This window comes from Comamonas sp. B21-038 (genome assembly GCF_022387135.1).
Classification (GTDB): Bacteria; Pseudomonadota; Gammaproteobacteria; order Burkholderiales; family Burkholderiaceae_C; genus Comamonas; species Comamonas sediminis.
Genome location: NZ_CP092462.1, coordinates 1,944,106 through 1,970,119, shown reverse-complemented (window position 1 = coordinate 1,970,119; position 26,014 = coordinate 1,944,106). Strand labels below are relative to the sequence as shown.

37 protein-coding genes are annotated in these 26,014 nt (G+C 62.0%); 36 read left to right on the top strand and 1 reads right to left on the bottom strand.

The features are described 5' to 3' along the window. Nucleotides 1–9: 9 nt before the first annotated feature. The gene (locus MJ205_RS08925; protein ID WP_239812127.1) at nucleotides 10–708 is read right to left on the bottom strand and encodes a LexA family protein; all 699 of its coding nucleotides are present in this window, start codon (nucleotides 706–708) and stop codon (nucleotides 10–12) included. Between the two features lie 84 nt (nucleotides 709–792). Here MJ205_RS08925 and MJ205_RS08920 point away from each other — a divergent pair, with 84 nt between their 5' ends. From MJ205_RS08920 to MJ205_RS08745, 36 genes are all read left to right on the top strand, one after another. After that, nucleotides 793–1,038, top strand: coding sequence for a transcriptional regulator (locus MJ205_RS08920; RefSeq protein WP_239812126.1), 246 nt, complete (start codon nucleotides 793–795; stop codon nucleotides 1,036–1,038). A gap of 191 nt (nucleotides 1,039–1,229) precedes the next feature. Further along, the gene (locus MJ205_RS08915) at nucleotides 1,230–1,508 is read left to right on the top strand and encodes a hypothetical protein (RefSeq protein WP_239812125.1); all 279 of its coding nucleotides are present in this window, start codon (nucleotides 1,230–1,232) and stop codon (nucleotides 1,506–1,508) included. Continuing rightward, nucleotides 1,505–1,807, top strand: coding sequence for a hypothetical protein (locus MJ205_RS08910; protein WP_239812124.1), 303 nt, complete (start codon nucleotides 1,505–1,507; stop codon nucleotides 1,805–1,807). The genes MJ205_RS08915 and MJ205_RS08910 overlap by 4 nt, the downstream gene beginning before the upstream one ends. Continuing rightward, entirely contained in the window at nucleotides 1,804–2,751 is a 948-nt protein-coding gene (locus MJ205_RS08905; protein ID WP_239812123.1) for a helix-turn-helix domain-containing protein, read from the top strand. Before MJ205_RS08910 ends, MJ205_RS08905 begins: the two co-directional genes overlap by 4 nt. 2 nt (nucleotides 2,752–2,753) lie before the next feature. Further along, a complete protein-coding gene (locus tag MJ205_RS08900) occupies nucleotides 2,754–3,527 on the top strand; it encodes a hypothetical protein (RefSeq protein WP_239812122.1) in 774 nt (257 codons plus the stop codon). After that, nucleotides 3,524–3,748: a LexA family protein gene (locus MJ205_RS08895; RefSeq protein ID WP_239812121.1), complete on the top strand. Its 225-nt coding sequence runs from the start codon at nucleotides 3,524–3,526 to the stop codon at nucleotides 3,746–3,748. Before MJ205_RS08900 ends, MJ205_RS08895 begins: the two co-directional genes overlap by 4 nt. Continuing rightward, the gene (locus tag MJ205_RS08890; protein WP_239812120.1) at nucleotides 3,745–4,245 is read left to right on the top strand and encodes a hypothetical protein; all 501 of its coding nucleotides are present in this window, start codon (nucleotides 3,745–3,747) and stop codon (nucleotides 4,243–4,245) included. Before MJ205_RS08895 ends, MJ205_RS08890 begins: the two co-directional genes overlap by 4 nt. A 9-nt stretch (nucleotides 4,246–4,254) precedes the next feature. Beyond that, nucleotides 4,255–4,461 carry a hypothetical protein gene (locus tag MJ205_RS08885; protein WP_239812119.1) on the top strand — a complete coding sequence of 69 codons (207 nt, stop codon included), beginning with the start codon at nucleotides 4,255–4,257 and terminating at the stop codon, nucleotides 4,459–4,461. Then, complete coding sequence (locus MJ205_RS08880) at nucleotides 4,458–4,880, top strand: hypothetical protein (RefSeq protein WP_239812118.1); 423 nt, start codon at nucleotides 4,458–4,460, stop codon at nucleotides 4,878–4,880. The genes MJ205_RS08885 and MJ205_RS08880 overlap by 4 nt, the downstream gene beginning before the upstream one ends. Continuing rightward, a complete protein-coding gene (locus MJ205_RS08875; protein ID WP_239812117.1) occupies nucleotides 4,873–5,394 on the top strand; it encodes a DUF1367 family protein in 522 nt (173 codons plus the stop codon). Before MJ205_RS08880 ends, MJ205_RS08875 begins: the two co-directional genes overlap by 8 nt. Next, nucleotides 5,391–5,708, top strand: coding sequence for a hypothetical protein (locus MJ205_RS08870; protein ID WP_239812116.1), 318 nt, complete (start codon nucleotides 5,391–5,393; stop codon nucleotides 5,706–5,708). Before MJ205_RS08875 ends, MJ205_RS08870 begins: the two co-directional genes overlap by 4 nt. 47 nt (nucleotides 5,709–5,755) lie before the next feature. Then, on the top strand, nucleotides 5,756–6,166 hold the full coding sequence (locus MJ205_RS08865; RefSeq protein ID WP_239812115.1) for a hypothetical protein: 411 nt from the start codon (nucleotides 5,756–5,758) through the stop codon (nucleotides 6,164–6,166). Nucleotides 6,167–6,275: 109 nt separating this feature from the next. Beyond that, complete coding sequence (locus MJ205_RS08860) at nucleotides 6,276–6,464, top strand: hypothetical protein (protein ID WP_239812114.1); 189 nt, start codon at nucleotides 6,276–6,278, stop codon at nucleotides 6,462–6,464. Between the two features lie 99 nt (nucleotides 6,465–6,563). After that, nucleotides 6,564–7,214 (top strand): hypothetical protein, encoded by a 651-nt coding sequence (locus MJ205_RS08855; RefSeq protein ID WP_239812113.1) that lies wholly within the window; start codon nucleotides 6,564–6,566, stop codon nucleotides 7,212–7,214. Further along, nucleotides 7,207–8,484: a PBSX family phage terminase large subunit gene (locus MJ205_RS08850; protein ID WP_239812112.1), complete on the top strand. Its 1,278-nt coding sequence runs from the start codon at nucleotides 7,207–7,209 to the stop codon at nucleotides 8,482–8,484. The genes MJ205_RS08855 and MJ205_RS08850 overlap by 8 nt, the downstream gene beginning before the upstream one ends. A gap of 81 nt (nucleotides 8,485–8,565) precedes the next feature. After that, complete coding sequence (locus MJ205_RS08845; protein ID WP_239812111.1) at nucleotides 8,566–8,937, top strand: hypothetical protein; 372 nt, start codon at nucleotides 8,566–8,568, stop codon at nucleotides 8,935–8,937. Next, nucleotides 8,930–11,281 carry a portal protein gene (locus MJ205_RS08840; protein ID WP_239812110.1) on the top strand — a complete coding sequence of 784 codons (2,352 nt, stop codon included), beginning with the start codon at nucleotides 8,930–8,932 and terminating at the stop codon, nucleotides 11,279–11,281. Before MJ205_RS08845 ends, MJ205_RS08840 begins: the two co-directional genes overlap by 8 nt. Further along, complete coding sequence (locus MJ205_RS08835; RefSeq protein WP_239812109.1) at nucleotides 11,265–11,600, top strand: holin; 336 nt, start codon at nucleotides 11,265–11,267, stop codon at nucleotides 11,598–11,600. The genes MJ205_RS08840 and MJ205_RS08835 overlap by 17 nt, the downstream gene beginning before the upstream one ends. Beyond that, the gene (locus MJ205_RS08830; protein ID WP_239812108.1) at nucleotides 11,597–12,208 is read left to right on the top strand and encodes a glycoside hydrolase family 108 protein; all 612 of its coding nucleotides are present in this window, start codon (nucleotides 11,597–11,599) and stop codon (nucleotides 12,206–12,208) included. Before MJ205_RS08835 ends, MJ205_RS08830 begins: the two co-directional genes overlap by 4 nt. Beyond that, nucleotides 12,205–12,735: a hypothetical protein gene (locus tag MJ205_RS08825; RefSeq protein WP_239812107.1), complete on the top strand. Its 531-nt coding sequence runs from the start codon at nucleotides 12,205–12,207 to the stop codon at nucleotides 12,733–12,735. Before MJ205_RS08830 ends, MJ205_RS08825 begins: the two co-directional genes overlap by 4 nt. Before the next feature lie 11 nt (nucleotides 12,736–12,746). Further along, on the top strand, nucleotides 12,747–13,769 hold the full coding sequence (locus MJ205_RS08820; RefSeq protein WP_239812106.1) for a hypothetical protein: 1,023 nt from the start codon (nucleotides 12,747–12,749) through the stop codon (nucleotides 13,767–13,769). 50 nt (nucleotides 13,770–13,819) lie between these two features. After that, nucleotides 13,820–13,981, top strand: coding sequence for a hypothetical protein (locus MJ205_RS08815; protein ID WP_239812105.1), 162 nt, complete (start codon nucleotides 13,820–13,822; stop codon nucleotides 13,979–13,981). A gap of 80 nt (nucleotides 13,982–14,061) precedes the next feature. After that, nucleotides 14,062–15,177 carry a N4-gp56 family major capsid protein gene (locus tag MJ205_RS08810; protein WP_239812104.1) on the top strand — a complete coding sequence of 372 codons (1,116 nt, stop codon included), beginning with the start codon at nucleotides 14,062–14,064 and terminating at the stop codon, nucleotides 15,175–15,177. A 35-nt stretch (nucleotides 15,178–15,212) separates the two neighbouring features. Continuing rightward, on the top strand, nucleotides 15,213–15,668 hold the full coding sequence (locus MJ205_RS08805; protein WP_239812103.1) for a hypothetical protein: 456 nt from the start codon (nucleotides 15,213–15,215) through the stop codon (nucleotides 15,666–15,668). A gap of 76 nt (nucleotides 15,669–15,744) precedes the next feature. After that, nucleotides 15,745–16,104, top strand: coding sequence for a hypothetical protein (locus MJ205_RS08800; RefSeq protein WP_239812102.1), 360 nt, complete (start codon nucleotides 15,745–15,747; stop codon nucleotides 16,102–16,104). Nucleotides 16,105–16,113: 9 nt separating this feature from the next. Next, nucleotides 16,114–16,734, top strand: coding sequence for a hypothetical protein (locus MJ205_RS08795; RefSeq protein ID WP_239812101.1), 621 nt, complete (start codon nucleotides 16,114–16,116; stop codon nucleotides 16,732–16,734). Continuing rightward, complete coding sequence (locus MJ205_RS08790; protein ID WP_239812100.1) at nucleotides 16,725–17,351, top strand: phage adaptor protein; 627 nt, start codon at nucleotides 16,725–16,727, stop codon at nucleotides 17,349–17,351. Before MJ205_RS08795 ends, MJ205_RS08790 begins: the two co-directional genes overlap by 10 nt. 74 nt (nucleotides 17,352–17,425) lie before the next feature. Beyond that, nucleotides 17,426–17,842: a phage tail fiber protein gene (locus MJ205_RS08785; RefSeq protein WP_239812099.1), complete on the top strand. Its 417-nt coding sequence runs from the start codon at nucleotides 17,426–17,428 to the stop codon at nucleotides 17,840–17,842. Nucleotides 17,843–17,858: 16 nt separating this feature from the next. Next, nucleotides 17,859–18,617, top strand: a complete 759-nt coding sequence (locus tag MJ205_RS08780; protein ID WP_239812098.1) for a hypothetical protein — start codon at nucleotides 17,859–17,861, stop codon at nucleotides 18,615–18,617. Nucleotides 18,618–18,621: 4 nt separating this feature from the next. Next, complete coding sequence (locus tag MJ205_RS08775; RefSeq protein ID WP_239812097.1) at nucleotides 18,622–18,906, top strand: phage fiber-tail adaptor protein; 285 nt, start codon at nucleotides 18,622–18,624, stop codon at nucleotides 18,904–18,906. 3 nt (nucleotides 18,907–18,909) lie between these two features. After that, the gene (locus tag MJ205_RS08770; RefSeq protein WP_239812096.1) at nucleotides 18,910–20,376 is read left to right on the top strand and encodes a hypothetical protein; all 1,467 of its coding nucleotides are present in this window, start codon (nucleotides 18,910–18,912) and stop codon (nucleotides 20,374–20,376) included. Further along, on the top strand, nucleotides 20,376–20,684 hold the full coding sequence (locus MJ205_RS08765) for a hypothetical protein (RefSeq protein ID WP_239812095.1): 309 nt from the start codon (nucleotides 20,376–20,378) through the stop codon (nucleotides 20,682–20,684). The genes MJ205_RS08770 and MJ205_RS08765 overlap by 1 nt, the downstream gene beginning before the upstream one ends. Continuing rightward, nucleotides 20,677–20,997 carry a hypothetical protein gene (locus MJ205_RS08760; protein ID WP_239812094.1) on the top strand — a complete coding sequence of 107 codons (321 nt, stop codon included), beginning with the start codon at nucleotides 20,677–20,679 and terminating at the stop codon, nucleotides 20,995–20,997. Before MJ205_RS08765 ends, MJ205_RS08760 begins: the two co-directional genes overlap by 8 nt. 46 nt (nucleotides 20,998–21,043) lie before the next feature. Beyond that, nucleotides 21,044–23,623, top strand: a complete 2,580-nt coding sequence (locus MJ205_RS08755) for a hypothetical protein (protein WP_239812093.1) — start codon at nucleotides 21,044–21,046, stop codon at nucleotides 23,621–23,623. After that, nucleotides 23,620–25,512 (top strand): phage tail tip fiber protein, encoded by a 1,893-nt coding sequence (locus tag MJ205_RS08750; RefSeq protein WP_239812092.1) that lies wholly within the window; start codon nucleotides 23,620–23,622, stop codon nucleotides 25,510–25,512. Before MJ205_RS08755 ends, MJ205_RS08750 begins: the two co-directional genes overlap by 4 nt. Further along, entirely contained in the window at nucleotides 25,509–25,907 is a 399-nt protein-coding gene (locus MJ205_RS08745) for a tail fiber assembly protein (protein WP_239812091.1), read from the top strand. The genes MJ205_RS08750 and MJ205_RS08745 overlap by 4 nt, the downstream gene beginning before the upstream one ends. Nucleotides 25,908–26,014: the final 107 nt, after the last annotated feature.

Genomic DNA, 26,014 nt, shown 5'->3' with positions numbered 1-26,014 from the left:
GTCAAGGGCCTACCTATAGGTCCGGCGATGTTCAACCATCGTTCCGATGATCTCTATAGCTTGCTCGTCTGAGCGCATGGTTGGATAGTCATCGTTCAGTGGCACCAACTCAAAGATATCGTTCCCGAGCACATCAACAGATCGGTGGCGATACTTTTTGAAAGTAGCTTCCTCGCGACCATTCTTTGCGACAACGAACGAGCCTGGCCGAGGACGCACGGAGGGATCAATGATTATCAAATCACCGTCCTTGAAATCCGGCTCCATCGAATTGCCCCGCACAGTGAGAGCGAAGGTCTCCACAGAATGGGCATCACTGGAGATGAGCCAGTCGTATGCATCCGACAGCTGAAAGCTGTTTGCAATTTCCGTCCATGCTCCTGCTTGCACGTATGAAATCTGAGGGATCAAGCGCGAGCCTTTGGGTAACTTGAACTCCACATTGGATCCGCCTGGCGTGGACAAATCACCTGATTCGGCGGGAACATCCATCCAGCCCTCAGGCTTACCGGCCTTGGCCTCTATCTCTCGAGCGACGGCATTGCTCATCACTCGCGGCTTGCCAGTTTTTGAGTTTAACGACGCGTTGAGCCATTGGCTGATTTGGGCCGGGGCTTTCCCGATCGTGTCGGAAAGAGCGGCTTGACTCCCTGCTTCCTTGATGAGCAGGCCCAGTTTTTCACGGCGAGTTACGTCTATCGGTTGCATGGCATGAGTATTTAGCGTGAAGCTAACATTGGCAATGAGCGTGGGGCTATTGACTTTGGTTAGCCTTAGGCTAATAATTCGTGAATGACCCTATCCGAATACATCAACGCCCAGGGCCGGGGCGCAATTACCGCCCTCGCAAGACAGATCGGCGCACCTACCCCCGACGTGTCGCGTTGGGTGTCCGGAGAACGTCCCGTACCCATCGGACGCTGTGTAGCCATTGAAGCTGCTACTTCAGGTGTGGTGACGCGGAAGGATTTGAAGCCCAGTGACTGGCCTCGCTTCTGGCCAGAACTTGCCAGCCAAGATGAAACCGCTGAAGCCTAGCGGAGACATCCGCGAACAGTACACAGAGCTTCAGAACCGGGGCTCATTTTTCCCCCTGCTGCGCCACTTTGGCGGCGCATACGCCGTGAGAGCGCTCTACGGGCAGCGCTGCTTGCGGACACGTTCTCATCAACAAATTCAAACCGATACGCGGGCCGAGCTACGCCCGCGCTGTCCACAAGGATCACGCTATGACAGACGATTTCACACCGATCCCCTTCTCTCGCTCCCTCATTGGCGGCAAGAAAACTGAGAAGTTGGAGTCTCGGATTTCCGACGAGCTCAAGGAGCTTGCGCGCCGCAAATGGATGGACGAGGGTTTCCAGTCCGAATCCGAATACCTCGAATTCGTCGTCGCTGTTGATGTGTGCGGTGTTGACCATGTACGCAGTTTGATTCAGCAACGCTACGGCCGGGTCTTCTCTTTGTCTGACAAGCGCCAGACCGGTGAGGGGAGCGGCCAGCGATGATTGAAACCCCGTACCAAAAACACAGCGACACCTCCCGCTCAGCGGCAGAGGCCATCGTTGATGTCGCGCACACGTTCAAGGCCAAGGTTCTGGACGCCATCCAAAAGGCCGGTGCCAATGGCATGACCGACGAAGAGTGCGCACGGCAACTGCTGCTCGACCCCAACACGCAGCGCCCGCGCCGCGTGAAGCTGGTGGAGGAGAAGCTGGTGGTGGACAGCGGCCAGCGCCGCAAGACACTGGGCGGCCGCAATGCAATCGTGTGGGTGGCTGCGCCCTTGGAGCAGGCCAACCAATGAGCACGATCATCATGGCGGCCTGCTGGCCGCTGCAGGGCATGTCACCAGCTCAGAAAGCGGTGCTGATTTCGCTTGCCGACCAGGCTAGCGACGACGGCGTGTGTTGGCCAGCAGTAGGCACCATTGCCAAGCGCACCTGCCTGTCTGAGCGCGCAGTGCGTGATGCGCTGGCCTGGCTGCAGGCATCGGGAGCCGTGTTCCGCGAATACCGGCCCAACACCAGCACCAGTTACACCATCAGCCCCAAACGTTACGACCCGGCCAAGGCTCCAGAGGGAAGCAAGCGCGCAAACAGTCGCAAAAAAGCTGTACCGGCAGATGCCGCCCCTGGGGCAAATGCCGCCCCCCCGGCAGATGCCGCATCCCCGGCAGATGCCGCATCCCCGGCAAATGCCGCATCCCCTGGGGCAGATGCCGCCCCAGCTCCGGCAAATGCCGCCCCTCTAGGGGGGCAGATGCCGCCCCCAAATCATCAGTTGAACCATCACCTAACCATCAATGAATCACTACCGGCCGCTTCGCCGCCGGTCGAGAAGCTGGTTGCTACCCCGGTGGATGCAGTGGAGACACAGCTGCAGGCAGCTTGCAAGGCGACTTGGCAAGCGTACAGCGATGCCTATTTCCGTCGCTACGGCGCCAAGCCAGTGCGTAACCAGACCGTCAACAGCAAGGTCAAGCAGTTCGTGCAGCGCCTGGGTCACACCGAATCGCCCGAGGTCGCAGCGTTTTATGTGGACCGCGTTAGCGAACGCTTCGTTATCCAGCGCATGCACGACATCGGCCTGCTGCTCTCCGGAGCAGAGGGCTATCGCACGCAATGGGTAGCTGGCACTGCCATGACCGAAACCCGTGCCAAGCGGGCCGACCAATCGCAATCGAACTACGACGCTGCAGATGAGGCCATGGCCATCATCCGCGCGAATCGGGAAAAGAAGGGAGCATGACCATGACCGAGCAAGAGATGCAATGGCTTGTGAAGCAGCTGATCGGGACCGCTGAGGTGCTGGGCCAAGCTTTGAGCCCCGCCGCTGCTGCCCTGATGGCTGAAGACCTGAGCAGCTTTCCTCAGCTGGTCCTGGCCCGCGCATTGAGCCGGGTGAGAAACGAGCACGCGGGGCGATTGACGCCCAAGGCCATTCTGGACCGCATCGATGAGGCTGTCGGCCGGCCTGCCGCAAATGAGGCATGGGCCATTGCATCGACTGCTCTGGACGAACGGGCCACCGTCGTGTGGACCAACGAAATGGCCGCCGCCTGGAGCCTGGCCCGCCCGGTGGCCGAGGCTGGTGACATGGTGGGCGCGCGCATGGCGTTCATCACCGCCTACGAGCGGGTCGTGCGCGGCGCGCGTGAAGCCAAGGCCATGCCCACCGTCACCGTTTCCATCGGCTGGGATGCCGAAGGGCGCAACCCGGCAATCGAGAAGGCCCTGCAGCTGGGCTACATCACGCCCGAGCGCGCTGCGCAGGAAATGACCATCACGCTGCCGCCGCCCGTCTTCAACCCCGTTGCCCTGCTGACAGGCCGTGTGGAAGAGACGCCGGGCGCAGGCCTGACGCCGGAGCTGCGCGCCCGCCTCAAATCTTTGCGCGATGACCTGGCCAACCGCCCCAGCCGCACCGGCGCAGCAGAGCGCCTGGAGCGCATCAAGCAAGCCCGCTACAAGCGCGAGTTGAACCAGCGCGTGCAGCAGCGCCTGGCAGAGGAAGGTAAGGCATGAAGACGATTACGCCCCGCCAGCTGGAGGTGCTGACCTTCATGCAGGCCTTTTTTAAGGACAACGACCAAACCCCCCCAATGGCGTTGATTGCCAAGCACTTTGGCTTTCGCTCCCCCAACGCCGCGCAGTACCACATCGATTGGCTGCTGCGTCACGGCTACCTGGAGCGCAACAGCCTGGGCAACCTGAAATTTTCCCGAGACAAGACACCCCAGCCATGAGCAAAGAAATCACCCTGAAAGAGATCTACGACCGTTGCGACGAGGTCGGCACCTGCTGGATCTGGCGCGACGCCACCACCACGGGCGGCTATCCGATCATCAAAGGTGGTGGTCGTTGCCTGTATGTCCGCCGCGTGGTGGCGGAGCTGAACGGCGATGCGCCGGCATTCCGTCAGCCCGTCATCACCACCTGCGGCGACAAGCTGTGCTGCAACCCCTTGCACGTCGAAACCTCAACCACGGCAAAGGTAGGCCAGGCAGCGGCCAAGCGCCGCGCGTTTTCCTCGCTGTCTCGCCGTATGAAGGTGGCCGCCGCCAAGCGGGCCAGCCCGTCGGCCAAGCTGACCATGGAGAAGGCCACCGAGATCCGCCTGTCCACCAAGACGGGGAAAGAGTTGGCCAAGGAGTACGGGGTCAACCTGAGCGTCATCAAAGGCATACGCCAAAACCGGATGTGGGTGGACTTCAGCAGCCCCTTTGCAGGACTCATGCGATGAACCAGAAAAATGACCGAATTCCAGAAAACACGCGACTGGCTGGTGACGCTGGCCATGACGCCGGGGTGGTGGCACTACAGCAGGGAGCAGGCCGCCCAGCTGGAGAACGACCCGCAAGCGGCCGGGGCCTGGGCGGGGATGCGGGAGGCAGTGCGGACGCAGCTCAAGGCCAAGGGCTTCCGGCCGCCGCCGGCGGAGCTGGAGCCTCTCGCGTGATTCTGGGCATCGATCCAGGCGCCCACACGGGCGTGGCAACCTTTGTTGCTGGCCAGCTCGTGGGCCTCCACACGATAGAGCCGCTGCATATCGAGCGCTTCATTCGGGAAAGGGCTCCCATGCGCGTGGTGTTTGAAGACAGCCGCCTGCAGTCACACACCTGGACAAAGGCGTCCAGCCGCGCTGCCGCTGCCAAGATGGCGCGCAACGTGGGCCAGGTCGATGCCTGGTGCAGCCTCATCAATGCCGTCTGCGCCGAGTTGGGCATACCCGCGCACGGTATCAGCCCGGCCGGCAAGGGCGGCAAGCTGGATGCCGAGGCATTCAAACGCAAGACCGGTTGGCCCGGTAAAACAAACGAGCACGCCCGGGATGCCGCCATGGTGGCCTGGCCATATCGAGGAGCAACCAATGCCTGAAATCACGATTGTTCGACAGGAAGCTGTGCAGATCAGCGAACAGGACGCCGCAGTGGCGCGCCGGGTCATCTTCGGCATCGTGGATGGCCTGGGTGAGCGTGGCCGCAGCCAGTGGCGCCGCCTGTGGAACCGCCTGATGCGCCTGGAGCCCGGTGAAATGGTCGAAATCAAGACCGTGCAGCCGCGGCTGGGCTGGTATCACCGCAAGCACATGGCTATGGAGCAGGCGGTATTCGAGACGCAGGAGCGCTTCGAGGACTTCGAGAGCTTCCGCACCTGGCTGAAGGTGGGAGCAAGCTTTGTCGACTGGTATCCGGGGCCCAAGGGTGGCGTGATTCCGGTGCCGCGCTCCATCAGCTACGCAAACCTGGAGCAGGGTGACATGGAGCAGTTCCACGCGGACGCCGTCAATTTCCTGCGCAGCGAGCACGCCGGCGCAACCCTGTGGAAGCACCTGGGGCCCGCGCAGCGCATTGAGATGATCGAAACCGTCCTGAGGAGCTTCGGGGAATGAGCCGGATGAAGGAATGGAACGACGCGCAGCTGTACGAGCTGGCCGGCTGCGTGGAGCGGCGCATGACCTGGGCCCAGATCGCCGAGGAGTACCAGATCAGCATCCCATGGGCCAAGCAGGTCTACAAGCACTACCTGCACCGGCAGGCCACTGGCACCTTTTCCCACTGGACCCCGATGCGGATCATGAACATGTACCTGGACCACAAGCGCGGCGCGGGTGCAAGCACGCTGGCCCACAACTACAAGAGCAATGTGATGGTGGTGATGCAGAAGCTGGGGTATGCCCGGCGCCTGGTGAAAGGTGAGCTATGAAGCGCGGAGGATTCAGGCAAGTCGCCTGGGCCCCGGCGCCCAAGACTGTGCACCAGCCTCTGGCGAGCGCTCCGAACTATGCGAGCGCGGCCGGCGCCACAGTGCCACCGATCAAAAAAGGCGAGCATCTGCGCAATGAAGACTACCGCCGTGCCGTGGCAAGCCTGCCATGCTGCGCGTGCGGCATCGTGGGGTACAGCCAGGCGGCCCACGCCAACCACGGCAAGGGCGCAGGCCTCAAAACAGACGACCGCACCTGCTTTGCACTCTGCTGTGACCGGCCGGGCGTGAAGGGGTGCCACCCGAAGTTCGACCAATACGAGCTGTACCCCAAGGCTGCTGCAGCCCTGGTGGCCGAGGCCTGGGGCGCTGACACACGCCGGCGCTTGGTGCTGATGGGCAAATGGCCAAAGGATCTGCCAAAACTGGAGGAGGTGGCTGATGTGCTTGAACGGTGACGGTATCAGCTGGATGGCTGGGCAGCTGGGCTCGAGGGCCGAGCCCCCGAGGAGCCGGGCACACAACCCCCGGCCGCCTGGCGTGATCCGGCCAGGTAGCGGGACCGACGTGCTTCTGCGCTTCCTGCGGGCCAGCCCTAAGCGCAGCTACTACCACTCAGAGCTGGTCCTGGCCCTGGGCCGCTCCAAGGGGGAAGTGGATTGGGCGCTGGTCTACCTGAAGGAGAGCCAGCTTGTGAAAGCGGTCGTGGTTGAGCTGCCAGGGCGCAAGCCCGTGATGCGGTACGAGCTGCTGTAGCAGGCTGCTGGCCGGAAATGGAAGCCCCGTGCGTTACTGCCGGGGCTTTTTCATTGGTGCGCACGGCCGTAAGCGTGCCAAGCATGCCAAGTTGCCCGCATGAGCACAGAGAAACCACAAGCCCCTGCGGACTGGGACAAGATCGAGCTGGATTACCGGGCTGGGATCAAAAGCCTGCGTCAGATCGGCGCAGAGCATGGCATCAGTGAGGGGGCAATCCGTAAGCGCGCCAAGCGTGATGAGTGGACGCGTGACCTGTCGGAACGCATCCAGGACAAGGCAGAGCAGCTGGTACGCAAAGAGGCGGTACGCAAAGAGGTACGCGCGGAAAGAGCTGCGTCCGAACGTGAGGTGGTGGACGCCAATGCTCAGGCTGTGGCCGACATCAGGCTGGCCCACCGCCGTGACATCAGTCGGGCGCGCAGGGTGACGAATGCGCTGCTGGACGAGCTGGAGCAGCAGGCCGACCCTGAAACCGTGCAATTGCTGGAGACACTGGGCGAGCTGCTGTACAAGCCAGACGACAAGGGCCGCGACAAGCTGAACGAGCTGTACCAGGCGGTTATCTCCCTGCCCGAGCGCTCCAAGACCATGAAGGTGCTGGCCGAGAGCCTGGCCAAGCTGGTGGACCTGGAGCGCACGGCGTTCGGCATGGATTCAAAGGAGCTGGTCGGCGTGGCTGCTCGGGCCGGCGCGCGCATCGCTGTCGAGTTCGTCAAGCCTGCACCGGTGGAGGATGACGATGATTGAGCCGCCACACGCCCGGCTGCAGCTGCCGGAGAAGATGGCCGACATCTGGCTGCCGTGCCGCTACAAGGTGATGTACGGCGGCCGGGGTGGTGGTAAGTCCTGGTCGGTGGCTTCGGTGCTGCTGGTGATGGCGGCAGAGAAGCCGCTGCGCATCCTTTGCGCCCGCGAAATTCAGAAGTCTATGCGCGACTCTGTGCACCGACTGCTGAAAGATGCCATTGTGCGGCTGGGCCTGGAATCGTTCTTTGAGGTGCTGGACACCGAGATCCGTGGCGCCAATGGCTCCCTGTTCCTGTTCGGCGGCCTGCAGAGCCACACCGTGGACCCGATCAAGTCCTTTGAAGGTGTGGACATCGTCTGGGTGGAAGAAGCGCACAGCGTGAGTAAGAAGTCCTGGGACGTGCTCACGCCCACCATCCGGAAGGAGGGCAGCGAGATCTGGATGACCCTCAATCCGGACATGGAGACGGACGAGACATACAGCCGCTTCATCAAGACCAAGCGCGCTGATGTTTGGCTGTGCGAAATCAACTGGCGGGATAACCCGTGGTTTCCCCATGTGCTGGACCTGGAGCGCCGCCAGTGCAAGCTGCTCGATCCCGACAGCTATTCGAATATCTGGGGCGGGAAGCCCAAGCGGACTGCGGCCGGCGCGATCTATGCCAAAGAGATCGAGAAGCTTTACCAGCAGGGCCGCGTGTGCCGCGTCAGCTACGACCCGCGCTTGCCCGTGCATACCGTGTGGGACTTGGGCTGGGCCGACTACATGGCCATCTTGCTCATTCAGCGCACGCACATGGACTTCCGCTGCATCGCCTACTACCAGGATAGCCACCGGACCGTCGAGGACTATGTGATCCAGCTGGAGAATGAGTGGGACGTGATCTGGGGCACCGACTTCCTTCCGCACGACGCGCGCACCGGTGACCACAAGAGTGGCACGACCGTGGAGGGCATCATGCAGGAGATGGGCCGAACATCGCATGTGCTTCCGGTGTCTGGCATCGAGGCGGGCATACGCCTGGCGCGGTCCCTCTTCCCCAAAGCCTACATCGATGAGGAAGAATGCGATGTCTTCCTGGACTGCATGAAGCGCTACAAACGGATGATCGACCCGCGCACCGGTGAGCCAGGCGCGCCGCTGCACGATGACGCCAGCCATGGCGCTGACGTGTGGCGCTATGCCGGACAGGCGGTGCCGCTGATGGACAACGGTGTCACCACCAGCGCAAAAGCTTTGCGCCGGCGCGGCGGTGCAATGGTTCGATAGCGTGCCAAGCCTGCCACTGTGGCGGGCATGCCTGCATGTATCGACCTGCGCAAAGCGCACATTCACCGCCAGCACGGGGACTTGCTCGCCGTCTACACCTGGATCAACGCCGAGCGGGCGCTGGTCCTGATCCCTGCTTACCGCTCGAAGTCGCCGTGGTACGTGCTCATGGAGAGCGCGGCCTACAAATACGACGATCCCAAGTACCTGGCCAGCCAGTGCAAGGTCGCCTGCGATGTCCTGGGCATCGAGCCCAGCCGGGCAAACTGGGTTCGAGTGGCCACCATCCTCAACGAAGGCTTGCCCGATCTCTACCGCATGCCGTCTGAGCCTGTCTGGAACAAGCCAGAGGCCGGGCGCGAGTTCGGTGAGCTGATAGTCAAGCAGGACGGCAAAGAGGTGGCCCGCGAGGCGCTGACGCTGCCGGAAGACAAGGGGGCGGAATATGCCTGACTTTGAATTCAGCCCCAACCGCGCCTATGCACCTGGCGAGAACGTCGTCAACGTGGACGAGGGCAAAACTGAGGAAGGCAGCGAGCAGCCGGCGCACATCCTGGACCGTCCGGAGGCCCGCAAGTGGCACAAGAAGCTCATGGGCTGGTACTACCGCGAGCGCGAGATTCAAGCCGAGAACCGCATGCAGATGGCGGTGGACCACGATTTCTATGACGGCGACCAGTGGGACTTCGCCGACGCTGCCGAGCTGGAGGAGCGCGGCCAGGCGCCGCTGGTGTTCAATGAGGTGGCCCCCATGGTGGACTGGCTCATTGGCACCGAGCGCCGGGCACGCGTGGACTGGAAGGTGCTGCCGCGCACCGAAGATGACGTGGAGATGGCCGATGTGAAAACAAAGGTCCTGAAGTACGTCACGGACCTGAACCGCAGCCAGTTCAACCGCTCCCGGGCCTTTGAGGATGCTGTAAAGGTGGGTATCGGCTGGGTGGACTCTGGCGTGCGCAACGACCCCACCAAGGACGTGATCTACGACAAGTACGAGGACTGGCGCAATGTCATCCACGACTCGTTCTCGCTGGAGCCAGACCTGTCCGATGCACGATATATCTTCCGCTCCCGCTGGACGGACGAGGACGTGGCTATGGCGATGTACCCAGAGCGGGCCGACATGCTGCAACGTGCCTCGATGCACGATGACCAGTACAGCGCCACGCAGTGGACTGAGGACGAGTTTTACTACCAGGGCGAGGTCAAAGGCTCGCACACCAGTGACACCACTGGCAAGTTCCTCTCTTCGGGCCGGGGCAACGTGGGCGGTGAGCCGCGCAAGCGTGTTCGCCTGATCGAGGCGCAGTTCCGCATGCCGGTATCGGCGCGCGTGGTATCCAGCGGCCCGTTCAAAGGCTCGTTCGTTGAGGAGTGGGACGATGCGCTGAATGCGGTGGTGATGGCCTTTGGCGGCTCCATCACCGACTGTGTGGTAATGCGCATGCATGTGGCGGTCATGACCGAAGAGCACCTGCTGGCCCTGGGCCCCATGCCCATGCGTCACAACGCCTTCACCCTGACGCCCATCTGGTGCTACCGGCGCGGCCGGGATCGCATGCCCTATGGCGTGGTGCGGCGCGTGCGCGATCTGCAGATGGATCTGAACAAGCGTGCCAGCAAGGCGCTGTTCTCCCTGAGCACCAACCAGATCCTGGCAGAAGAGGGCGCCGTCACCGATATCAACGAGACGCGTGACGAGGCCAACATGCCAGATGGCGTGATCATCTACAAGGCAGGCAAGAAGTTGGAACTGCACCGCGACAGTGAACTGGCCGCTGGCCAGGTGCAGATGATGACCCTGGATGCGCAGGCCATCCAGAAGAACGCGGGTATCTCCAACGAGAACCTGGGCCGCCAGACCAACGCCAGCAGCGGCGAGGCCATCAAGGCCCGGCAGATGCAGGGCAGCGTGGTCACCACCCAGCCATTCGACAACCTGCGCTTTGCCGTGCAGGTGCAGGGCGAAAAGCTCCTCTCCCTGGTGGAGCAGTGGTACACGGAAGAAAAGGTGATCCGTCTGACGGGCCACCGTGGCGCCCTGGAGTGGGTGAAGGTCAACCAGCCTGAGCAGCAGCCAGATGGCTCGGTGCGCTACCTGAACGACATCACCGCCAGTCTGGCCGACTTCGTGGTGTCCGAGCAGGATTACTCGGGCACGCTGCGCCAGGTGATGTTCGATGCGCTGAACCAGATGGCCGGCCGCATGCCACCAGATGCGGCCATGCGCCTGCTGACCATCGCCATGGAGTACAGCGACCTACCCAACAACGAAGCGATCGCGGACGAGCTGCGCAAGCTGACGGGCGAGCGCGACCCCAACAAGCCTCTGACACCCGAAGAGCAGCAGCAAATGCAGGAGCAGATGCAGGCCCAGGCCGAAGCCCTGCAGCTGCAGCAGCAGCAGGCGCGTGCGGCGCTGGAGGAGCAGGTGGCTAAGGTGCGCGAGGTCAATGCCCGCGCCCAGAAATTGGAAGCCGAGGCCGAGCAGCTGCGCACGGGCGGCGGCAATGCTGAGCTGGCCCAGCAGATGGAGGGGGTGGCCGCCACGGTGAAGCGCGATGCCGACCTGGAGCTGGGCCAAGTGCAAAAGCAGCTGGCCAAGGCCCAGGCTGATCTGGCCAACAAGACCCTGCAGATTAAGAGCGACGGCGATGTGAAGCTGCAGGTAGCCCGCATCGAGGCGGATTCGCGCGAGCGCGTGGCCGAGATCCAGGCCGCCAGCCGCCAGCGCATGGACGGCATGAACAAACAACTCAACCAATTTGAAGGGCGTGGCAATGGCAATCAAGATTGAAACCGTTGAAAGCGTTGCTGCAGCTGGCAACAAAGTTTCAATGGCAGGAGCGGGCATGACAGGTCTCGGGTGGTTCACATCCAACGAATTCTTCGGCATGGTTGGTGCCATGGTGGCCATCGGCGGTTTGCTGATCACCTGGTACTTCAAGCTCGAAGCCTCCAAACTTCGACGGGTCGATGATGCGCGGCGTCAGAAGGAGCACGAGCTGCGGCAGAGCGAGCGCCAAATGCGTATTGATCTGATGCGCTCGACCGGGCGCCCCGTCTATGTGCCGGAGCGCGACACGGACCTGGGCGTGCTGGAGGTCGATGAATGAGCGACAAGGCCAAAATTTGGGGCTCCACCCTGGCAGCAGCGGCGGCAATCGTGGGCGCGCTGTTCGCGGTCGAAGGCGGTTTCGTCAATGACCCGAAGGATCCAGGTGGGGCTACCAACCACGGAATCACGGAAAAGGTAGCCCGCGACCACGGCTACCAGGGGTCTATGGAGCAGCTGCCAAAGGAGGTGGCTGTCGACATCTACTCCCAGGACTACATCAACGAGCCGGGCTTTAACCGGGTCATAGCCATCTCGCCGGCGGTGGGCCACAAGCTGGTAGACGCCGGCGTGAACGCGGGAGCTGGGCGGGCCAGTCGCTGGTTCCAGGAGGCGCTGAACCAGCTCAATCGCGGCGGTCAAGACTATCCCATGTTGACCGTAGACGGCCAGCTGGGCCCCCGCACTTTGGCCGCATACCAGGCGCTGGAGCGCAAGCGAGGCCGGGCCAAGGCCTGCGAGATGGTGCTGAAGCTGGTGGACGTGCAGCAGGGTGCTCACTACATGCGCCTTGGCATGCCTACCTTCGTTGTCGGGTGGGTAGACCATCGGCTCGGCAATGTGCCTTTGGCGCGATGTGCTGAGACAGTAGCAGGGGGTGGACAGTGATCTACAGCCACCTCATTGCCGCAGGACTGGCCCTGGCCATCGGTGCATCCGGTGCCGCCTATGTGCAGGCCAATCGCTACGAACGGCAGATTGCCCAGCTGAAGCTGGATGCGTCTGGCCAGGATCTGCAGGAGGCCCGGAAAGTGCTGGGTGACATGGCCGGTTTTCATAAAGGATTTACAGATGCTCTATCCAACTTCCAAGCTGGCAACAGCGCCAATGCGAAAGCGCAGCAAGAGCTGGGCACTCTCATTCTTGATGTGCGCGGCACTGCTGCAGGGCTGCGGGGCGACTTTGCCAAGCTCCCCCAGCGCATCACTGACGCTGCCCGACCCGCCCTCGCAGAGTACGCCACAACCTGCACAGCCGTATTCGAAGCAATGGCAGCTGCAGGTGGAAGACTGGCAGAGGGTGGTGCGGGAATCGCGGGCCAAGCTGAAGGACACGCTGCTGATGCGCGACTGATGCAGGAGGCCTGGCCTCGTACCAAGCCTGCCATTGTCGTGGCACCTTCAGCAAACCAATAGGAGCGCACATCATGACCACCGAAGACCGCAACCGTCTGCTTTCCGCCGAGGAGCTGGAAGCCCTCGAAGATGACGACTACGACGCTGACGCTGACAACGCCGCTGCGCTGGCGGCGCTGGGCCAAGGCTCGCTGGACGGCGACGACAACGACGACGATAACGACAAGAACGACGATCAAAGCGACGATGACAAGACGGGCCAGGGCAAGCCTGATGACGGCGGTGACCCTAACAAGGGTGGCAAGCCAGATGGCGGCAAGCAGTCCGAAGCTGACAAGAAGCCCGAAGGTGGCGAGCCCGAGAAGAAGCCTGAACCCACGGACAAGCCCGACGAAGATGCTGGTGAAGCTGGCAAGGATGCGGCGACGCCATCGGCGAAAGCCAAGGGCGGGTACTCGGTCACAGTCCCGGATGACCTGGACACGCAGCTCGCCGACAATCGCAAGGCCATGCACGCCCTGCGCCGAAGCCTCAACGATGGCGACATCGATGCCGATGAGTACGAGGCGAAGCTCGATGAGCTGGAAGACAAGCGCGACAGCCTGCGCGACCTGAAGAACCGCGCGAGCATCGCCGAGGAGATGCGCCAACAGTCCCAGGCTGATGCTTGGCTGAACGCTATCAACACTTTTGTCGCCGATGCCGCCAAGTCTCCCGAGCTGGGCATCATCGACTACACCAAGGACACGGCCAAACAGGCGGAGTTCGACACGTTCCTGCGTGCCATCGCGGCCCAGCCAGGCAACGAGAACCGCGCATCGCGCTGGCTGCTGGAAGAAGCGCACAAGCGCATGGTGGTGCTGCACAGCATTCCGACCACGGCCGCGAAGCCTGGCGCAGTCAACCGCAAGCCCGACACCTCCAAGGTGGTGAACACCCTGGCCGACGTGCCAGGTGGTGCAGGTGATGCCGATCCGATCAGCAATGAATTTGCCGAGCTGGACAAGCTGGAAGGCCTGGATTATGAGCGCGCCCTGTCGGAGCTGAAGACGCGCTCACCCGAGAAGCACGCGCGTTACCTGCGTTCGGCCTGAAGGGTGCAATGACTTCGGCTGACAAGACCCCCCAAACCCGGCGCATCTCCATGGAGCTGCGCACGGGTGACGTGCTGATCATCGGCGGCGTGCGCATCGAGCTGGAATACAAGAAGGGCAAGACTGCCCGTATGGCCATCTCGGCGGACTCAAAAACCGTGATCACAAAGAACACAGCAGCTGCAAGGCCCGTGCCAAGCCTGCCATCGTAGCTTCTGTCAGACCCCGCACCGTGGGGCTGATGAATTTCAAACCGGGGCGCTGGAGTGCTCGCAACCACTAGGAGCAATCCATGGGTAAAACCATTGTGGGCGTGAACAGCCCCCGTGCCGTCAAGCGCTTTTCCGGCGAGTTGACCCTCGAAGCCTCGCAGGCTTCCTACTTCGGCAAGAAGTTTTCTGCCGTGGGCCAAGGTGCCCGAGTGCCTATCCAGGTGCTCACCGATCTCGAATCGGAGCAGGGCGACCTGATCACCTATGACCTGCTGGCCGAGCTGCGCATGGCGCCGGTCGAAGGCGATGACACGCTGGAAGGCAAGGAAGAGGCGCAGCGCTTCTACACCGACCAGCTGTACATCGACCAGGCGCGCGGGGGTGTGAACACCGGCGGCCGCATGACCCGCAAGCGCACGCTGCACAACCTGCGTGAGCGCGCCAAGACCCAGCAAGCCAGCTGGTGGGGCCGCTTCCACGATGAGCTGAACTTCACCTACCTGTCTGGCTCGCGCGGCGTGAATGAAAACTTCCTGCTGCCGCTGGGCTACCAGGGTCGAGCCGGCAACCCTCTGACTGCACCATCGGTGTACGCGCACCTGTTCGGCGGCGATGCTACGGCCGTGACCAACATCGACGCTACTGACAAGATGAGCCTGAAGGTGATCGGCGCTGCCAAGACGCGTGCCGATGTCCAAGGCGGTGGTGCTACCAACGTGCCCGTGATGCAGCCTTGCATGGTGGATGGCGAAGAAGTCTATGTCATGGTGATGCACACCTGGCAGGAAGACGACCTGCGCAACAACACCGCTACCGGCGAATGGATGGACCTGCAGAAGGCCGCCGCTGGTGCGCTGGGCTCCAAGTCGCCCCTGTTCAAGCAGGCGCTGGGCATGCACCGCAACGTGATCCTGCACAGCCACCGCAATGTGATCCGCCACAACAACCACGGCGCCGGCGGCAACGTCGAAACCGCGCGTGCGCTGTTCATGGGTGCGCAGGCTGGTGTGATCGCGTTCGGCTCGCCTGGCACTGGCATGCGTTACGGCTGGCACGAAGAAACCGCCGACCGTGGTAACCAGGTGATCATCACCACCTCGTCCATCTTCGGGGTGAAGAAGTCCACCTTCGACTGGGACGGCACTGCGCACGACCAGGGTCTGTTCGCTGTGGACACTGCGGCTGCCCGCCGCTAATCCGGCCACCCCCTCAACCAAGCAAGGAGAAAGAAATGCCTGCTTTCAAGCAACTGAGCGCGGTGGCCGCCGGTCACCAAAACCCTATCACCCCTGGCGGTCCAGAGCTGGTGCGCTCCCAGTTCGGCCAGCCTATCGCGGTGGCCGATCATGCCGCTGGCGTCATCGGCCAGATTGGCACGCTGCCAGCAGGCACTCTGCCTGTTGTGGTCTACGTCCGTGCCCCTGCTGCCCTGGGCGCCGGTTTCAAGGCCTCTATCGGCCTGTCCAATGCTGACGGCTCCGACTTCAGCGCTGATGCTGCTGACGGCGGCGCTGCCTGGATCGTGGACAACGATACCGGTGTGGCTGGTGGCTATGTGCAGTTGGTGCCGGCAGCCTTTGGCAAGGTCACCCCCAGCCAAGTGGACCGCAAGATCCTGCTGAAGATCACCGGTGCCGGCACTGCCGCTGGCATTTTCGGCATCGATCTGGTGTACGCCAACGCCTGATGTGCGCGGCCCTGTGGGCCTTCCTACCCCGGCAGCTTGAAACCTGCCGGGGCTTTTTGAACCACTGGAGAAGAATATGAAACTGCTTACTATGCTGCCCGCGCGCAAGGATGGCACCCTGAATGTGGTGCTGAATGACGGAGCCGCCTACAAGTTCAAGGGCGAGCCCCTGGCTTGTGAGGTGGAAAACGAGGACCATGTTGACGAGCTGAAGGTGCTGGGCTTCATGGATGAAGACGAATTCGACATCGAACAGAAGTTCCAGAAGCAGCGTGCAGAGCGCCAAGCGCGTCTGTCCGCCCGTACCGAGAAGGCCGCAACTGGCGCGCCGGCTGTGACTGGCGACAACGAAGACGGCGACTTCACCACCGGCACCGGCTTGCCTCAAGAAGAGCAGTCCAAGCCATCGGGCCGCGTGCGCCGCGCACCCAAGTAAGGGGCAGTCATGGCGTCATGGGATAACTGGTTGCCTGAGCTGCAGCTGGTGGCACCAGCGGCGCCAGTGCCGCTGATCTACCAGTGCATCAACCGGGCTGCGCGCTCTTTCCTGCGCCAGACCCGTGCCTGGCAAGAGTGGCTTGAGCCCGTCGAGGTGACGGGAGAGGCCTTCAAGGAATACACCTTCGACCTGCCCCAGGGCTCCGAGCTGCTGCGCATCGAGCGCGCAACGGGTGACGGCCGCCCCATCAGCGTGGCCAATGGTCGGGATCTGCCATCTGACCCTTGGCGCCATTCCCAACGCGGGTGCGCCTATCTGGTGTCGACCGACCTGCGCAATTTCACCGTGGGCGCTTCTGGCGTCTCCAGCCCGGTGCAGGCCTACGTGTCCCTGGTGCCCACCACGCGGGCCACATCTGTGCCCGATACCGTGGGGACGCTGTATCACGAAGCGATAAGGGACGGGGCCAAGGCCGAGCTGCTGAACACCCCGGGCACGACTTATTACCAGCCCGACCAGGCCGCCGTCGCTGTTGCGCTGTTCCAGCGTGCGATTGATCGGGGATCCACCGATGTGTGGCGCTCCAGCACTGGCCGGGTCTCACGCGGGAGAACGCGATGGCTTTAACCGTTACCCAATTGATCAGCGATGTTGCACGCGAGGTGCAGGACGAAACGCATGTGCGCTGGACCCGTCCCGAGCTGCTGGACTACTTCAACGCTGCGCAGCGCACCTTCGCCGAGCAGCGGCCCGACCAGCTGGTGCAGGAGCTGGACCTATCTATTGCGGGATGGCGGCACGAACTTGCGCCGAACATCCACACCCTGATGGACATAACCAACAACGGCAACACCGCCCGAAAGCGGATCACCAAAACTGATCTGTGGGTGCTGGATGCCACGGTGCCAGGCTGGCGGGCGCAGGCCCCACAGCGTGAGGTGCTTCACTTCATGCACGACATCCGAAGCCCGCGCGAAGTGTTGTTCTACCCGCCTGCCGTCGCTGGGACTGTTGTGCGCTCCGTTGTGCAGCTGGCCATCGCGGATCTGACGGACGAGAGCCAAGACGCCTCGATCCCCGAACGCTGGATGGACGCGCTGCGCCACTTCGTGCTGTTCCGAGCCTGGAGCAAGGACGCCGAATACGGCGGCAACGAGGAACTGGCGGCCAGCCATCTCATGCTGTTCAACCAGATCTTGGGCGTGCAGAGCAAGGCTGCAAACGAAATGGCCCCGGCCATGTAGCGTGCCAAGCCTGACACGCTGGACGCATCACTGTAATTGGGGCGCTGGAGTGCTCGAAAACCTAAAGGACTGTCATGTCTGGATTTTCGACCTCGATGGCGAACGCGATCATCAACGCCACCTTGCGCGGCCAAGCCTTCCCTGCGATCCGCACGCCTTACTTTGCCCTGTTCACTGCAGACCCCACTGACGCCTTTACCGCTGGCACCGAGGTGGCCGCTGCCTGGTATCAGCGTGTCCCCACTGGCGCCTTTGCGGCGCCCGCTAACGGCGCTTCGTACAACGCAACACGGGCCGAGTTCCCGCCTGTGACGGGCGCACCCGTGACGGTGTCCCACATCGGCATTGTTGAAGGCGACTCTGCCGGTGACGCCACGGCCACGCTCATGTTCTCCGAGCCCCTGCCAGCGCAGCGCACTCTGCAAATCAACGATGTTTTTGTGGTGGACAGCCAGGCATTGACCGGCGACTTTGTATTGCAGCTGCTCTAACAGCAAGGGGTAGGGTGTGAACCGGGGGCTCATCAACGGCGTAATGATCAACGGGCGCAAGGGCGACCCTGTGGTTCGCGTGCGCATTGATGCCCGAGGTGTTGCCCGCATCAGAACGACTGACCGCGTGCTTGCGTACTGCAAGCTCACAGCCCTTGCGCAGGCGGCCGCGGTCGGCAACTTGGGCAAGGTCGAAGGCCACCTGACTGCCACCACCCTAGCGCGGGCGGTGGTGGAAGGGGTTATTGGTAGGGTCGATGTCCGTTCTTTGCTGGCTGCTACTGGTCGGGTGGTGGTGGAGATAACGCTCCCGCCAGTCCATGGCCGCGCCAAGGTGCTGGCCAAGGCCAAGAGCACTATCAAAGCCCATGTGCTTGCACGCGCAGCAGTCCAATCCCAGGGCATAGCCAAGTTCAGCCCTGTTACGCGGCGTGCGATACGTGGCCCTGTGAACAGCAAAGGTGTCGCTCGGGCCAAAGCGGATGGAACTGTCTATGTCCGCCGTTGGCTGCGCTCGCCAGTGCAGGGCAAGCCGCAGGCTTTTGTGGTCAGCACCAACCATGTCGAGGCGCGCTTGCATGCGTTGCTGAAGGCCACTGCCAAAGGTTCCGCTACCTCCCGCGTGCTGCGTAGGGCGCTGGTGCATGGCCAGGGCATTGCCCATATCGAGATCAACCCCGAGATCCTCAAGCGTCTGCCGTTCGATGAACCGGCGCCGGATTCGCGCGTTTTCATCGTCCAAGCCACCCAGCTTGTTTTCTATGTGACGGAGTAACAGCATGACCATTTTAGGAACCGTCACCCAGCAGCCGGCGGACGTTCAGGACTACGACATCGAATTCGGGGAGTGGTTTCCACCTGGCGATGAGATCGTGAATTGCGTGATCAGCGTCAAGCCAGCAATGCCCATGCCGCCCAGCTATGCGATCCAAGGGCAGCGGGTCAAGATCTGGATTTATGAAGGGGGCACCACTGGCGTGAAGTACCAGGTCAGCGTCTGCCCAGAAACGAATGACGGGCGTAAGAAGGAGGTTGAGCTCTTCGTCCGGATCAAGGAGCTATAAGTTATGGCACAGCTTTATCTCAACAATTTTCAGACGGTGTTTATCGCATCCGTCAAAGCAGCGCCGGTATCTGGGGCACCGGCCACCGAGCTGGACTACGGAGTGCTTCGCGTTTCGGATGGCGCTGCTGGGCAGCTGATATCGCCGGCAGAAGGAGACTGGTACATCCTGACCGCTTACCAGCGTGAGGGAACGCTGGAGTCGAACATCGAGGTGATGCGCGTTATTTCGGTGGACAACTCGGTGGTGGGCGAGTGCCGCCTAACTGTGTTGCGTGCGCAAGAGGGAACCAGCCGCCACTCCTACCAGCCGGGTGACATGTTGGAAATGCGCATTACGGCGGGCAGCATGCGCGAATTTCCGCAGAATGAGGACGTACGGCTTGCAAACCCCAGGCCGCCCACCGGCGTAGCCGGTGGTGTTCTGGCGGGCAGCTACCCCAACCCAGTCTTTGCGCAGCCCATGGCTACCACGGCAGAGCTCGGGGGCAAGGTTGATAAGGTGGCCGGGAAAGGCTTGTCGACGCAGGACTATTCGACCGCAGAACGGGACAAACTGGCAGGTGTAGCGGTGGGTGCGACAGCCAACGCCAGTGATGCCCAACTACGCGATCGCACGACACACACCGGCACGCAGTCGATAGCAACAGTTGCTGGTCTGCAGGCGGCGCTCGACAGCAAGGTGGAAAAGGTCGCCGGTAAGGGCCTCAGTACCAACGACTATTCGACCGCTGAAGCAACGAAGCTTGGTGCCATTGCAGAGCAAGCTACAAAGAACGCGACCGATGCACAGCTGCGCGACCGTAGCACGCACACCGGAACGCAGGCTATTGCCACCATCGACAACTTGCAGTCCACACTGGATGCCAAGGTAGACGCGCAGGAGGGCAAAGGACTGTCCTCAAATGACTTCACAGCTGCAGAGAAGGCGAAGTTGGCCGGCATCTCCGGTGGCGCTACCGCCAATAGCAGTGATGCTCAGCTTTTGAACCGCGCAAATCACACGGGCATCACGCCGCTCGCAGGCGGGGGCACCGGTGCTTCTACGGCAGCGAATGCTCGGACTAACCTGGGCCTCGGCGCGGCTGCCATCGCCGCAATTCTGGGCGTTGTCTCCCAGTCTGGCGGCGTGCCCACGGGAGCGATTTTTCAAACTGGAATTAATTCAAATGGCGAATTCATCCGCTATGCAAGCGGGTGGCAGATCTGCACGCTATATGTAGGCCTATCTTCGAGAGCTATCACTACCGTCACATCTAACGTTGGCGGCTGGGCCTACCCTGCTGCTTTTGTACCTGGGACGGTTCCATTCGTCCAAGTCCGACACGTTGGCGGGTTTGCTCCATCTGTGAGAGCTGATGCAGAGGGGCCAACCAATACCAGCATCCCAGCCATTTATATGACGGCATACAGTGACCCGCAAACAATTACCCCAACTCTTGTGATGCTGGCGATTGGAAGGTGGTTCTAATGAAAATCTATCTCTCTCCCCAAGTCCGCGCCGACGTACTGGAAGTGCTCAAGGCTCGTGACAAGCTCACCATCAACGGCGAGCTGTTCGACTTCACGCCTCTGGCCGAAGGCGCCATTCTGCCGGCGGCCGCAGTGGATTGCGATTTCATCATCGGCGACGTGCGCCGCGAAGGTGGCGATCTGCAGCTGACCCTGCTGCTGCCCATTGCCTGGGATGCGCCCGAGAGCTGCACCTTCCCTCAGCCGATCCTCAACCCAGCAGACGGCCGCGTGCCCCTGCCTACCGACGAGGTACCCAATGCCTAACATCGACTGGGACCAACTCAAGACAGCCGAGCAGATTGCCGAAGAAGAGCGCCGCGCCCGTGTGCCGGCGCAGATCAGTCGGGCTCAGGGACGCGCCATCCTAGGGTTGCGTGGCCTGACCCCAGGCGTCGAGGCCTACATTGCCCAGATCACCGACCAGGAAGAAGCCATGTGGGCAGACCTGGCTTGGAACCACACCAGCAGCTGGAACCGGTACGGCTCTCCTTTCCTGACCAAGGCAGCTACCGCCCTCGGACTGACTGAGAGTGCGCTGGACGAGATGTTCATCGCCGGCGAGCAAATCACTATCTGAACAAAGCCAGGCCACCCTAGCGTGCCAAGCCTGCAAGCATGGGGGCATGACGACATACAAGCTGTCCGCCTTTGCTGGGGAAGCGCCCAGCGTCTCTGACCGAGCCCTGGGCGCAAATTACGCCCGGGCCAATTTCAATCTGTTCTTGCCGAGCAATGAGTTTCGGCCGCTGCGCACGGACCGCCGGCATTCAGCCTGTGTGCAGGGTGCGCTGAGCCTGCACCGATTCCACCGCAATGCCAGCGGCGAGGTCGTCCAAGACCCCAATGCTGCTATCCGCTCCTATGCGCAGGAGCTGTCGTTTGTCAAAGGGCAGATCAACGACGAAGCCACTGAGCGCACCTACCAGACGACGAACGATGGCAGCGCCCGGCCGCGCGCCATCGACACGCGCGGGAATGACCGGCTGCTTGGGGTGGTCCGCCCAGTTAAGCCGGTGATCGCGGCGCAGGTGGTGGACGAGTTCACGCCCGAGGAGGCTGACAACTGGATGTATGGCGATTTCGCGGATGCCATTCTTGCTGACATCCTGGCCACCGTGATTCCGCACGAAGGCAATGCCCTCAAGGTGCGCTGGGGAGATGATGGCAAGTCCTATGCGGGTGTCAGCCAAAACCACGGCTTGACGCTGCCAGCTGGCATACCCGGTAGCAATCCTTCCATGCTTTATGCAGTGGTCACCGCTGAGCGGGCCAGCAAAACTGGCATGAACACCACGAAGCTGGGTGCTTTGAGCCATGCGGGCGGCTGGGCCCTCCCGGTGTCGGCCGCACCCTATGCCTACCCGTTCCGATGGGAGGAGCTTGAGCAGGCGCTGGTACTGCACCAGTTCCCGGACACTTCTGGGGATCGCTCCGGAGAGGCCGTATTCACGGCGGCTCAGGCCGGCAAGCTTGTCGACGCGATCAAGGGCTACGTGGCGCCGAAGGCTTCGGCGACGAAGCTGCGTGACGAGCTGGACGCATTGGTGAAGGAGTTTGCCGCGCTGGCCCTGACGAAGTCCTGGGATGTGCCCGCATCTGCACCGGTCAGGCCCAAAACTCCTACCTCACCTCAATGGATCACTTCGGGTGGAGGAGATTCGCAGCTTTCAACCGAGAACCCAGAATGGATCGAGTACCGCGCAGCCATGGATCGGTACAACGAAGCGCTGGAGCAATATGCGAATGCCGAAAGCAATGGGAAATCTCAGGCTGACAGCCTGAACGCGCGCATGGTCGAGATCCAGCAGAAGGCAGCCACCATCGTGGCCAGCATTGGCACCCAGCTGGGCAACCAGTTCACTGCCTTGATCGATGGCACTGCGGTGGTGGGCGACATGCTCACCGGCCAAGGCGGCGTATCCGGCATCCTGGGGGATGGCCTGGTGGAGCGCGTGGTGGACTCGCGCTTCTATGTGGTGGCCTTTGTGACCGATTGGGGTGAGGAGTCAGAGCCATCGCCCATCACCGACATGGTTGAGGTGGACGCCAATGACACAGTGACCATCACGCGGCCCGGGGCCATGACCGGCGAGGCCTTGGCGGCGCGCAATGTGAAGCTGTGGCGGATCTACCGCAGCAACACGTCGACCACTGCTGCGGCCTGGCAGCTGGTGGCGGAGCTGGATGTTGGCGTGGGCCAGTTCCTTGACGACAAGGCCAGCGAGGAGCTGGACAGCTTGCAGCCCCAGTTCACCTGGACGGCGCCGCCGTACCGCATGGATACCCAGTACGACAGTGAGAACAAGCCCACATCGGGCGTGAATCCCTTCCTGCGCGGTCTTGTCGGCATGCCCAACGGCATCATGGCCGGCTTCATCGACAACACTGTGGCGTTCTGCGAACCCTATGTGCCCTATGCCTGGCCGGTGGATTACCAGATCACCACTGAATACCCGGTGGTGGGTTTTGGCGTTTTTGACCAAACCCTTTTTGTGGGCACCACCGGCAAACCGTATCTGATCACTGGCGCACATTCGGCCAGCATGACGGCCATCAAGCTGGATAGCAACCAGTCCTGCAGCGCGCGCCGCTCCATTGTGGGAGTGCAGGGTGGCGTGCTCTATGCGTCACCCGATGGGCTGTGCCTGGCCGGCCAGGGCGGGGTGGAGGTTGTGACACGCACCCTCATCAACCGCGACGAGTGGCAGGCACTCCAGCCCGCCAGCATGTTCGCGGTCGAGCACGAAGGCGTTTACTACCTGTTCTACAGGGGCAGCGGAGGCGGCTGCTTGGCCTTCAGCCTCAAGGATGGTTGGAAGCTGGGCCATGTTGACCTGGCTGGCACGGCCGCATGGGTCGACAAGTTCAATGACCTGATGTACGTGGCCAGCGGCACCGATCTGATGGAGTGCTACACCGGAATGGCCCTGCGCGTGGGCCGCTGGAAGACGGGCGTAGCCACCCAGGGCGCGCAGTCCATTCTGGCCTGGGCCAAGGTCTACGGGGATCAGACGCAGGCCAATCCGATCACCTTGAGGCTTTGGGGTGATGGAGAGCTGCGACACACGGCCACCTTCACCAACCTGCAGCCGCAGCGCCTGCCGCCCGGCCGCTGGCTTGAGCACCAGGTGGAAGTCGAGGGCGCGGCCCGTGCAACCACGGTGGTGCTGTGCTCAACCAGCGATGAACTGAAGGCCATATGAACAACCGCGTGAAACGAGATACTGGGCCTGCCAAGCTGCCGGCGCTGCCTCGACTGAGCCTGGCCGACAAAGGCCTGAGCAACTGGGTCAGTGCTGTGACCGAGCATCTGCAGGTGCGCAGCGGTGAGCGCGGGAATGAGATGGAGCGCGCTGTCACCCTGCGCGAGCTGAAGGAATTCACGGGCTCGGAAGCCATCACCATACTGAAAGAAGAGAAGGTGGCCGGGCCCGGCGAGGCGGTGATTGATCTGGGCGGCGGCCTATCGGCCATGGTGGCGATCGAGCGCTTTGCGCAGTCCATACTCGATTCCAAGCTGTTCAAGAGCTTGATGAAAACACTGGATGACCCGACGCGCTTCGACCACCTGGCCGAAGAGATGCGGGAGGTACTGCTGCGCAATATCGCCGATGAGGCGGCCAAGCGTGGGGCGGCGATCCAGGAAGTCGAAACCATCATCCAGAACAACCAGCGCAGCCTGGCCATGTTTGTGCGCGAGACGACGGCCAGTTTGGGCCAGGCCGCCGCCGGCGTGCGCCAGATGCAGGCGGCCTGGTCGGACGGACAGCGTGCGGTGGCCACTAACATCTTTCAGCTGCAGGCCTCCCTGGGCAACTACTACCAGGACGGCCGCCCTGGCCGTGCCAGCCTGGAGCAGGAGATGACGGTAATTGCCGATTACACGGAAGGCCTGCGAGCGCAGTACACCATGAAGGTGCAGGCGGGCGGGGCGCTGGCGGGCTATGGTCTCGCGGCCGAGGAGGTGAACGGCAAAACCTCCAGTGCATTCATCATCATGGCCGAAGCCTTCGCAATTGTTCCATCCAATTACTCAGGGGGTATGCTGAAAACACCGCGCCCTGAGGATCTGGTTTTTGGTACGGATACCGAGGGAATTTACTTTCAGCGGAATGTATATCTCAAGGGAAACATGCGGGTTGACGGCACCGGGCGCAAGCTCAGCGACGGCATGCGCGGCTCCGTGATGTTGTCGGCCAGCGGCTCCAACTGGAGTGATGCCACCGCACGGCAGGCCGTATGGGCCAGCCTGGGCAATAGCGGCAGCGCACCCAACAACAACCATCTGGTGATCGGCGATGCGGTGACCATCACCAGTGGGAGCTTCACCCAAACCCGACACTGGATGGGCTCATCGTGGACCATACCTGCAGCCGTGTTCAATGGCGATCTGCTGGTAGACGGCACAGTGGCCGCGCGCAAGGTGAATACCAATGGCCTCACTGTTCGGGACAACAGTGGCAGGATCATTTTGGATGCCAATGGGCTGGACGCCACCTGGCTGCGCAACCTGAAGGCTACTCAGGTCGAAGGCTTGGGACCCCTGGCCACCGCCCCCGGCGCCGTCATTGGCAATACGGTGAAACTGCCTGATGGCACCACCATGAACACCTGGGACTTCGTAAACCGGCTCAATAAGATGGGCTCCGGGAACATTGCCAACTTCATGGATGTGGCGGCCATCACGCGAGCCTATATCGGGTCCGCAGCCATTGGCACATTGGAGATCGGAGGCAATGCGGTAACGGTTCCCACAGCAGCGATGGTGCGCGGTCCCATTGCGGGAGTGGGTTGGGGAAGTTGGCGGGATGTGCTCACGATGGCCATCAACCTTGATTTGGCCGGTGTTGTGACCATTCTGGTGACCGGCTATGTTTCCTACGGTGCAGGGTGGCGCACAGCTGGCACGCGCCTTTGGGTGGACGGCGTGCTGATGTCAGAGCATGCCATTGACCTTGCCTATACAACGGTTTGCCATGGATATTCCTCACCCATGGGCCCCGGCCTGCACACCGTCACTCTGCAGTTCTCCGGTGAAACGGGCTGCAGCGTTGGCAGCCTCAGTGGATTCATGACAGGAGCCAAAAGATGAAGTCCTATTACGTGGTCGATGATGAGGGCTATATGGTGGCTTCCGGCCATTACAACCATGATGCCGAGCTGAAGTTTTACCGGGCGCAGCATGGCGCACGCCTGCGGCTGGGCACGCCCCAGAACTTCGTGCCTACCGATGCCCCATCGATGACGCATCGATGGCACGTTGGCCGGTGCTGCTGGGTTTGCCCAGCTATCGACATTGCGTCCGAGTGGGAAAAAGTCCGCTACAAGCGTGACAAGCTACTGGCCGCCTGCGATTGGCGGATCTTGCCGGATGCTCCGACCCCTCAGGAGGAGCGGCAGGCCTGGCTTGAATACAGAACGGCGCTACGCGACATCACTATGCAACCGGATCCGTTAGAAATCAGCTGGCCTATAACACCCGTTTGAGATGAGATGGCTAGAGAAGGGTGATGGCACAGATGCCATGAGAACCGTCGAGTTCCCGAGGTACGCAAGTGCCACGTCAGTTGTCGTAGTTCGCGGCAATGGGTGGT

What these genes read in the sequence shown, in the direction of transcription:
- MJ205_RS08895 (WP_239812121.1), top strand. Translation starts at nt 3,524, where the DNA reads ATGAAGACGATTACGCCCCGCCAGCTGGAGGTGCTGACCTTCATGCAG.
- MJ205_RS08755 (WP_239812093.1), top strand. Translation starts at nt 21,044, where the DNA reads ATGACGACATACAAGCTGTCCGCCTTTGCTGGGGAAGCGCCCAGCGTC.
- MJ205_RS08805 (WP_239812103.1), top strand. Translation starts at nt 15,213, where the DNA reads ATGCCTGCTTTCAAGCAACTGAGCGCGGTGGCCGCCGGTCACCAAAAC.
- MJ205_RS08905 (WP_239812123.1), top strand. Translation starts at nt 1,804, where the DNA reads ATGAGCACGATCATCATGGCGGCCTGCTGGCCGCTGCAGGGCATGTCA.
- MJ205_RS08785 (WP_239812099.1), top strand. Translation starts at nt 17,426, where the DNA reads ATGTCTGGATTTTCGACCTCGATGGCGAACGCGATCATCAACGCCACC.
- MJ205_RS08925 (WP_239812127.1), bottom strand. Translation starts at nt 708, where the DNA reads ATGCAACCGATAGACGTAACTCGCCGTGAAAAACTGGGCCTGCTCATC.
- MJ205_RS08875 (WP_239812117.1), top strand. Translation starts at nt 4,873, where the DNA reads ATGCCTGAAATCACGATTGTTCGACAGGAAGCTGTGCAGATCAGCGAA.
- MJ205_RS08800 (WP_239812102.1), top strand. Translation starts at nt 15,745, where the DNA reads ATGAAACTGCTTACTATGCTGCCCGCGCGCAAGGATGGCACCCTGAAT.
- MJ205_RS08830 (WP_239812108.1), top strand. Translation starts at nt 11,597, where the DNA reads ATGAGCGACAAGGCCAAAATTTGGGGCTCCACCCTGGCAGCAGCGGCG.
- MJ205_RS08840 (WP_239812110.1), top strand. Translation starts at nt 8,930, where the DNA reads ATGCCTGACTTTGAATTCAGCCCCAACCGCGCCTATGCACCTGGCGAG.
- MJ205_RS08795 (WP_239812101.1), top strand. Translation starts at nt 16,114, where the DNA reads ATGGCGTCATGGGATAACTGGTTGCCTGAGCTGCAGCTGGTGGCACCA.
- MJ205_RS08910 (WP_239812124.1), top strand. Translation starts at nt 1,505, where the DNA reads ATGATTGAAACCCCGTACCAAAAACACAGCGACACCTCCCGCTCAGCG.
- MJ205_RS08810 (WP_239812104.1), top strand. Translation starts at nt 14,062, where the DNA reads ATGGGTAAAACCATTGTGGGCGTGAACAGCCCCCGTGCCGTCAAGCGC.
- MJ205_RS08790 (WP_239812100.1), top strand. Translation starts at nt 16,725, where the DNA reads ATGGCTTTAACCGTTACCCAATTGATCAGCGATGTTGCACGCGAGGTG.
- MJ205_RS08870 (WP_239812116.1), top strand. Translation starts at nt 5,391, where the DNA reads ATGAGCCGGATGAAGGAATGGAACGACGCGCAGCTGTACGAGCTGGCC.
- MJ205_RS08760 (WP_239812094.1), top strand. Translation starts at nt 20,677, where the DNA reads ATGCCTAACATCGACTGGGACCAACTCAAGACAGCCGAGCAGATTGCC.
- MJ205_RS08920 (WP_239812126.1), top strand. Translation starts at nt 793, where the DNA reads ATGACCCTATCCGAATACATCAACGCCCAGGGCCGGGGCGCAATTACC.
- MJ205_RS08770 (WP_239812096.1), top strand. Translation starts at nt 18,910, where the DNA reads ATGGCACAGCTTTATCTCAACAATTTTCAGACGGTGTTTATCGCATCC.
- MJ205_RS08890 (WP_239812120.1), top strand. Translation starts at nt 3,745, where the DNA reads ATGAGCAAAGAAATCACCCTGAAAGAGATCTACGACCGTTGCGACGAG.
- MJ205_RS08815 (WP_239812105.1), top strand. Translation starts at nt 13,820, where the DNA reads ATGGAGCTGCGCACGGGTGACGTGCTGATCATCGGCGGCGTGCGCATC.
- MJ205_RS08850 (WP_239812112.1), top strand. Translation starts at nt 7,207, where the DNA reads ATGATTGAGCCGCCACACGCCCGGCTGCAGCTGCCGGAGAAGATGGCC.
- MJ205_RS08835 (WP_239812109.1), top strand. Translation starts at nt 11,265, where the DNA reads ATGGCAATCAAGATTGAAACCGTTGAAAGCGTTGCTGCAGCTGGCAAC.
- MJ205_RS08775 (WP_239812097.1), top strand. Translation starts at nt 18,622, where the DNA reads ATGACCATTTTAGGAACCGTCACCCAGCAGCCGGCGGACGTTCAGGAC.
- MJ205_RS08750 (WP_239812092.1), top strand. Translation starts at nt 23,620, where the DNA reads ATGAACAACCGCGTGAAACGAGATACTGGGCCTGCCAAGCTGCCGGCG.
- MJ205_RS08885 (WP_239812119.1), top strand. Translation starts at nt 4,255, where the DNA reads ATGACCGAATTCCAGAAAACACGCGACTGGCTGGTGACGCTGGCCATG.
- MJ205_RS08765 (WP_239812095.1), top strand. Translation starts at nt 20,376, where the DNA reads ATGAAAATCTATCTCTCTCCCCAAGTCCGCGCCGACGTACTGGAAGTG.
- MJ205_RS08855 (WP_239812113.1), top strand. Translation starts at nt 6,564, where the DNA reads ATGAGCACAGAGAAACCACAAGCCCCTGCGGACTGGGACAAGATCGAG.
- MJ205_RS08900 (WP_239812122.1), top strand. Translation starts at nt 2,754, where the DNA reads ATGACCGAGCAAGAGATGCAATGGCTTGTGAAGCAGCTGATCGGGACC.
- MJ205_RS08915 (WP_239812125.1), top strand. Translation starts at nt 1,230, where the DNA reads ATGACAGACGATTTCACACCGATCCCCTTCTCTCGCTCCCTCATTGGC.
- MJ205_RS08820 (WP_239812106.1), top strand. Translation starts at nt 12,747, where the DNA reads ATGACCACCGAAGACCGCAACCGTCTGCTTTCCGCCGAGGAGCTGGAA.
- MJ205_RS08745 (WP_239812091.1), top strand. Translation starts at nt 25,509, where the DNA reads ATGAAGTCCTATTACGTGGTCGATGATGAGGGCTATATGGTGGCTTCC.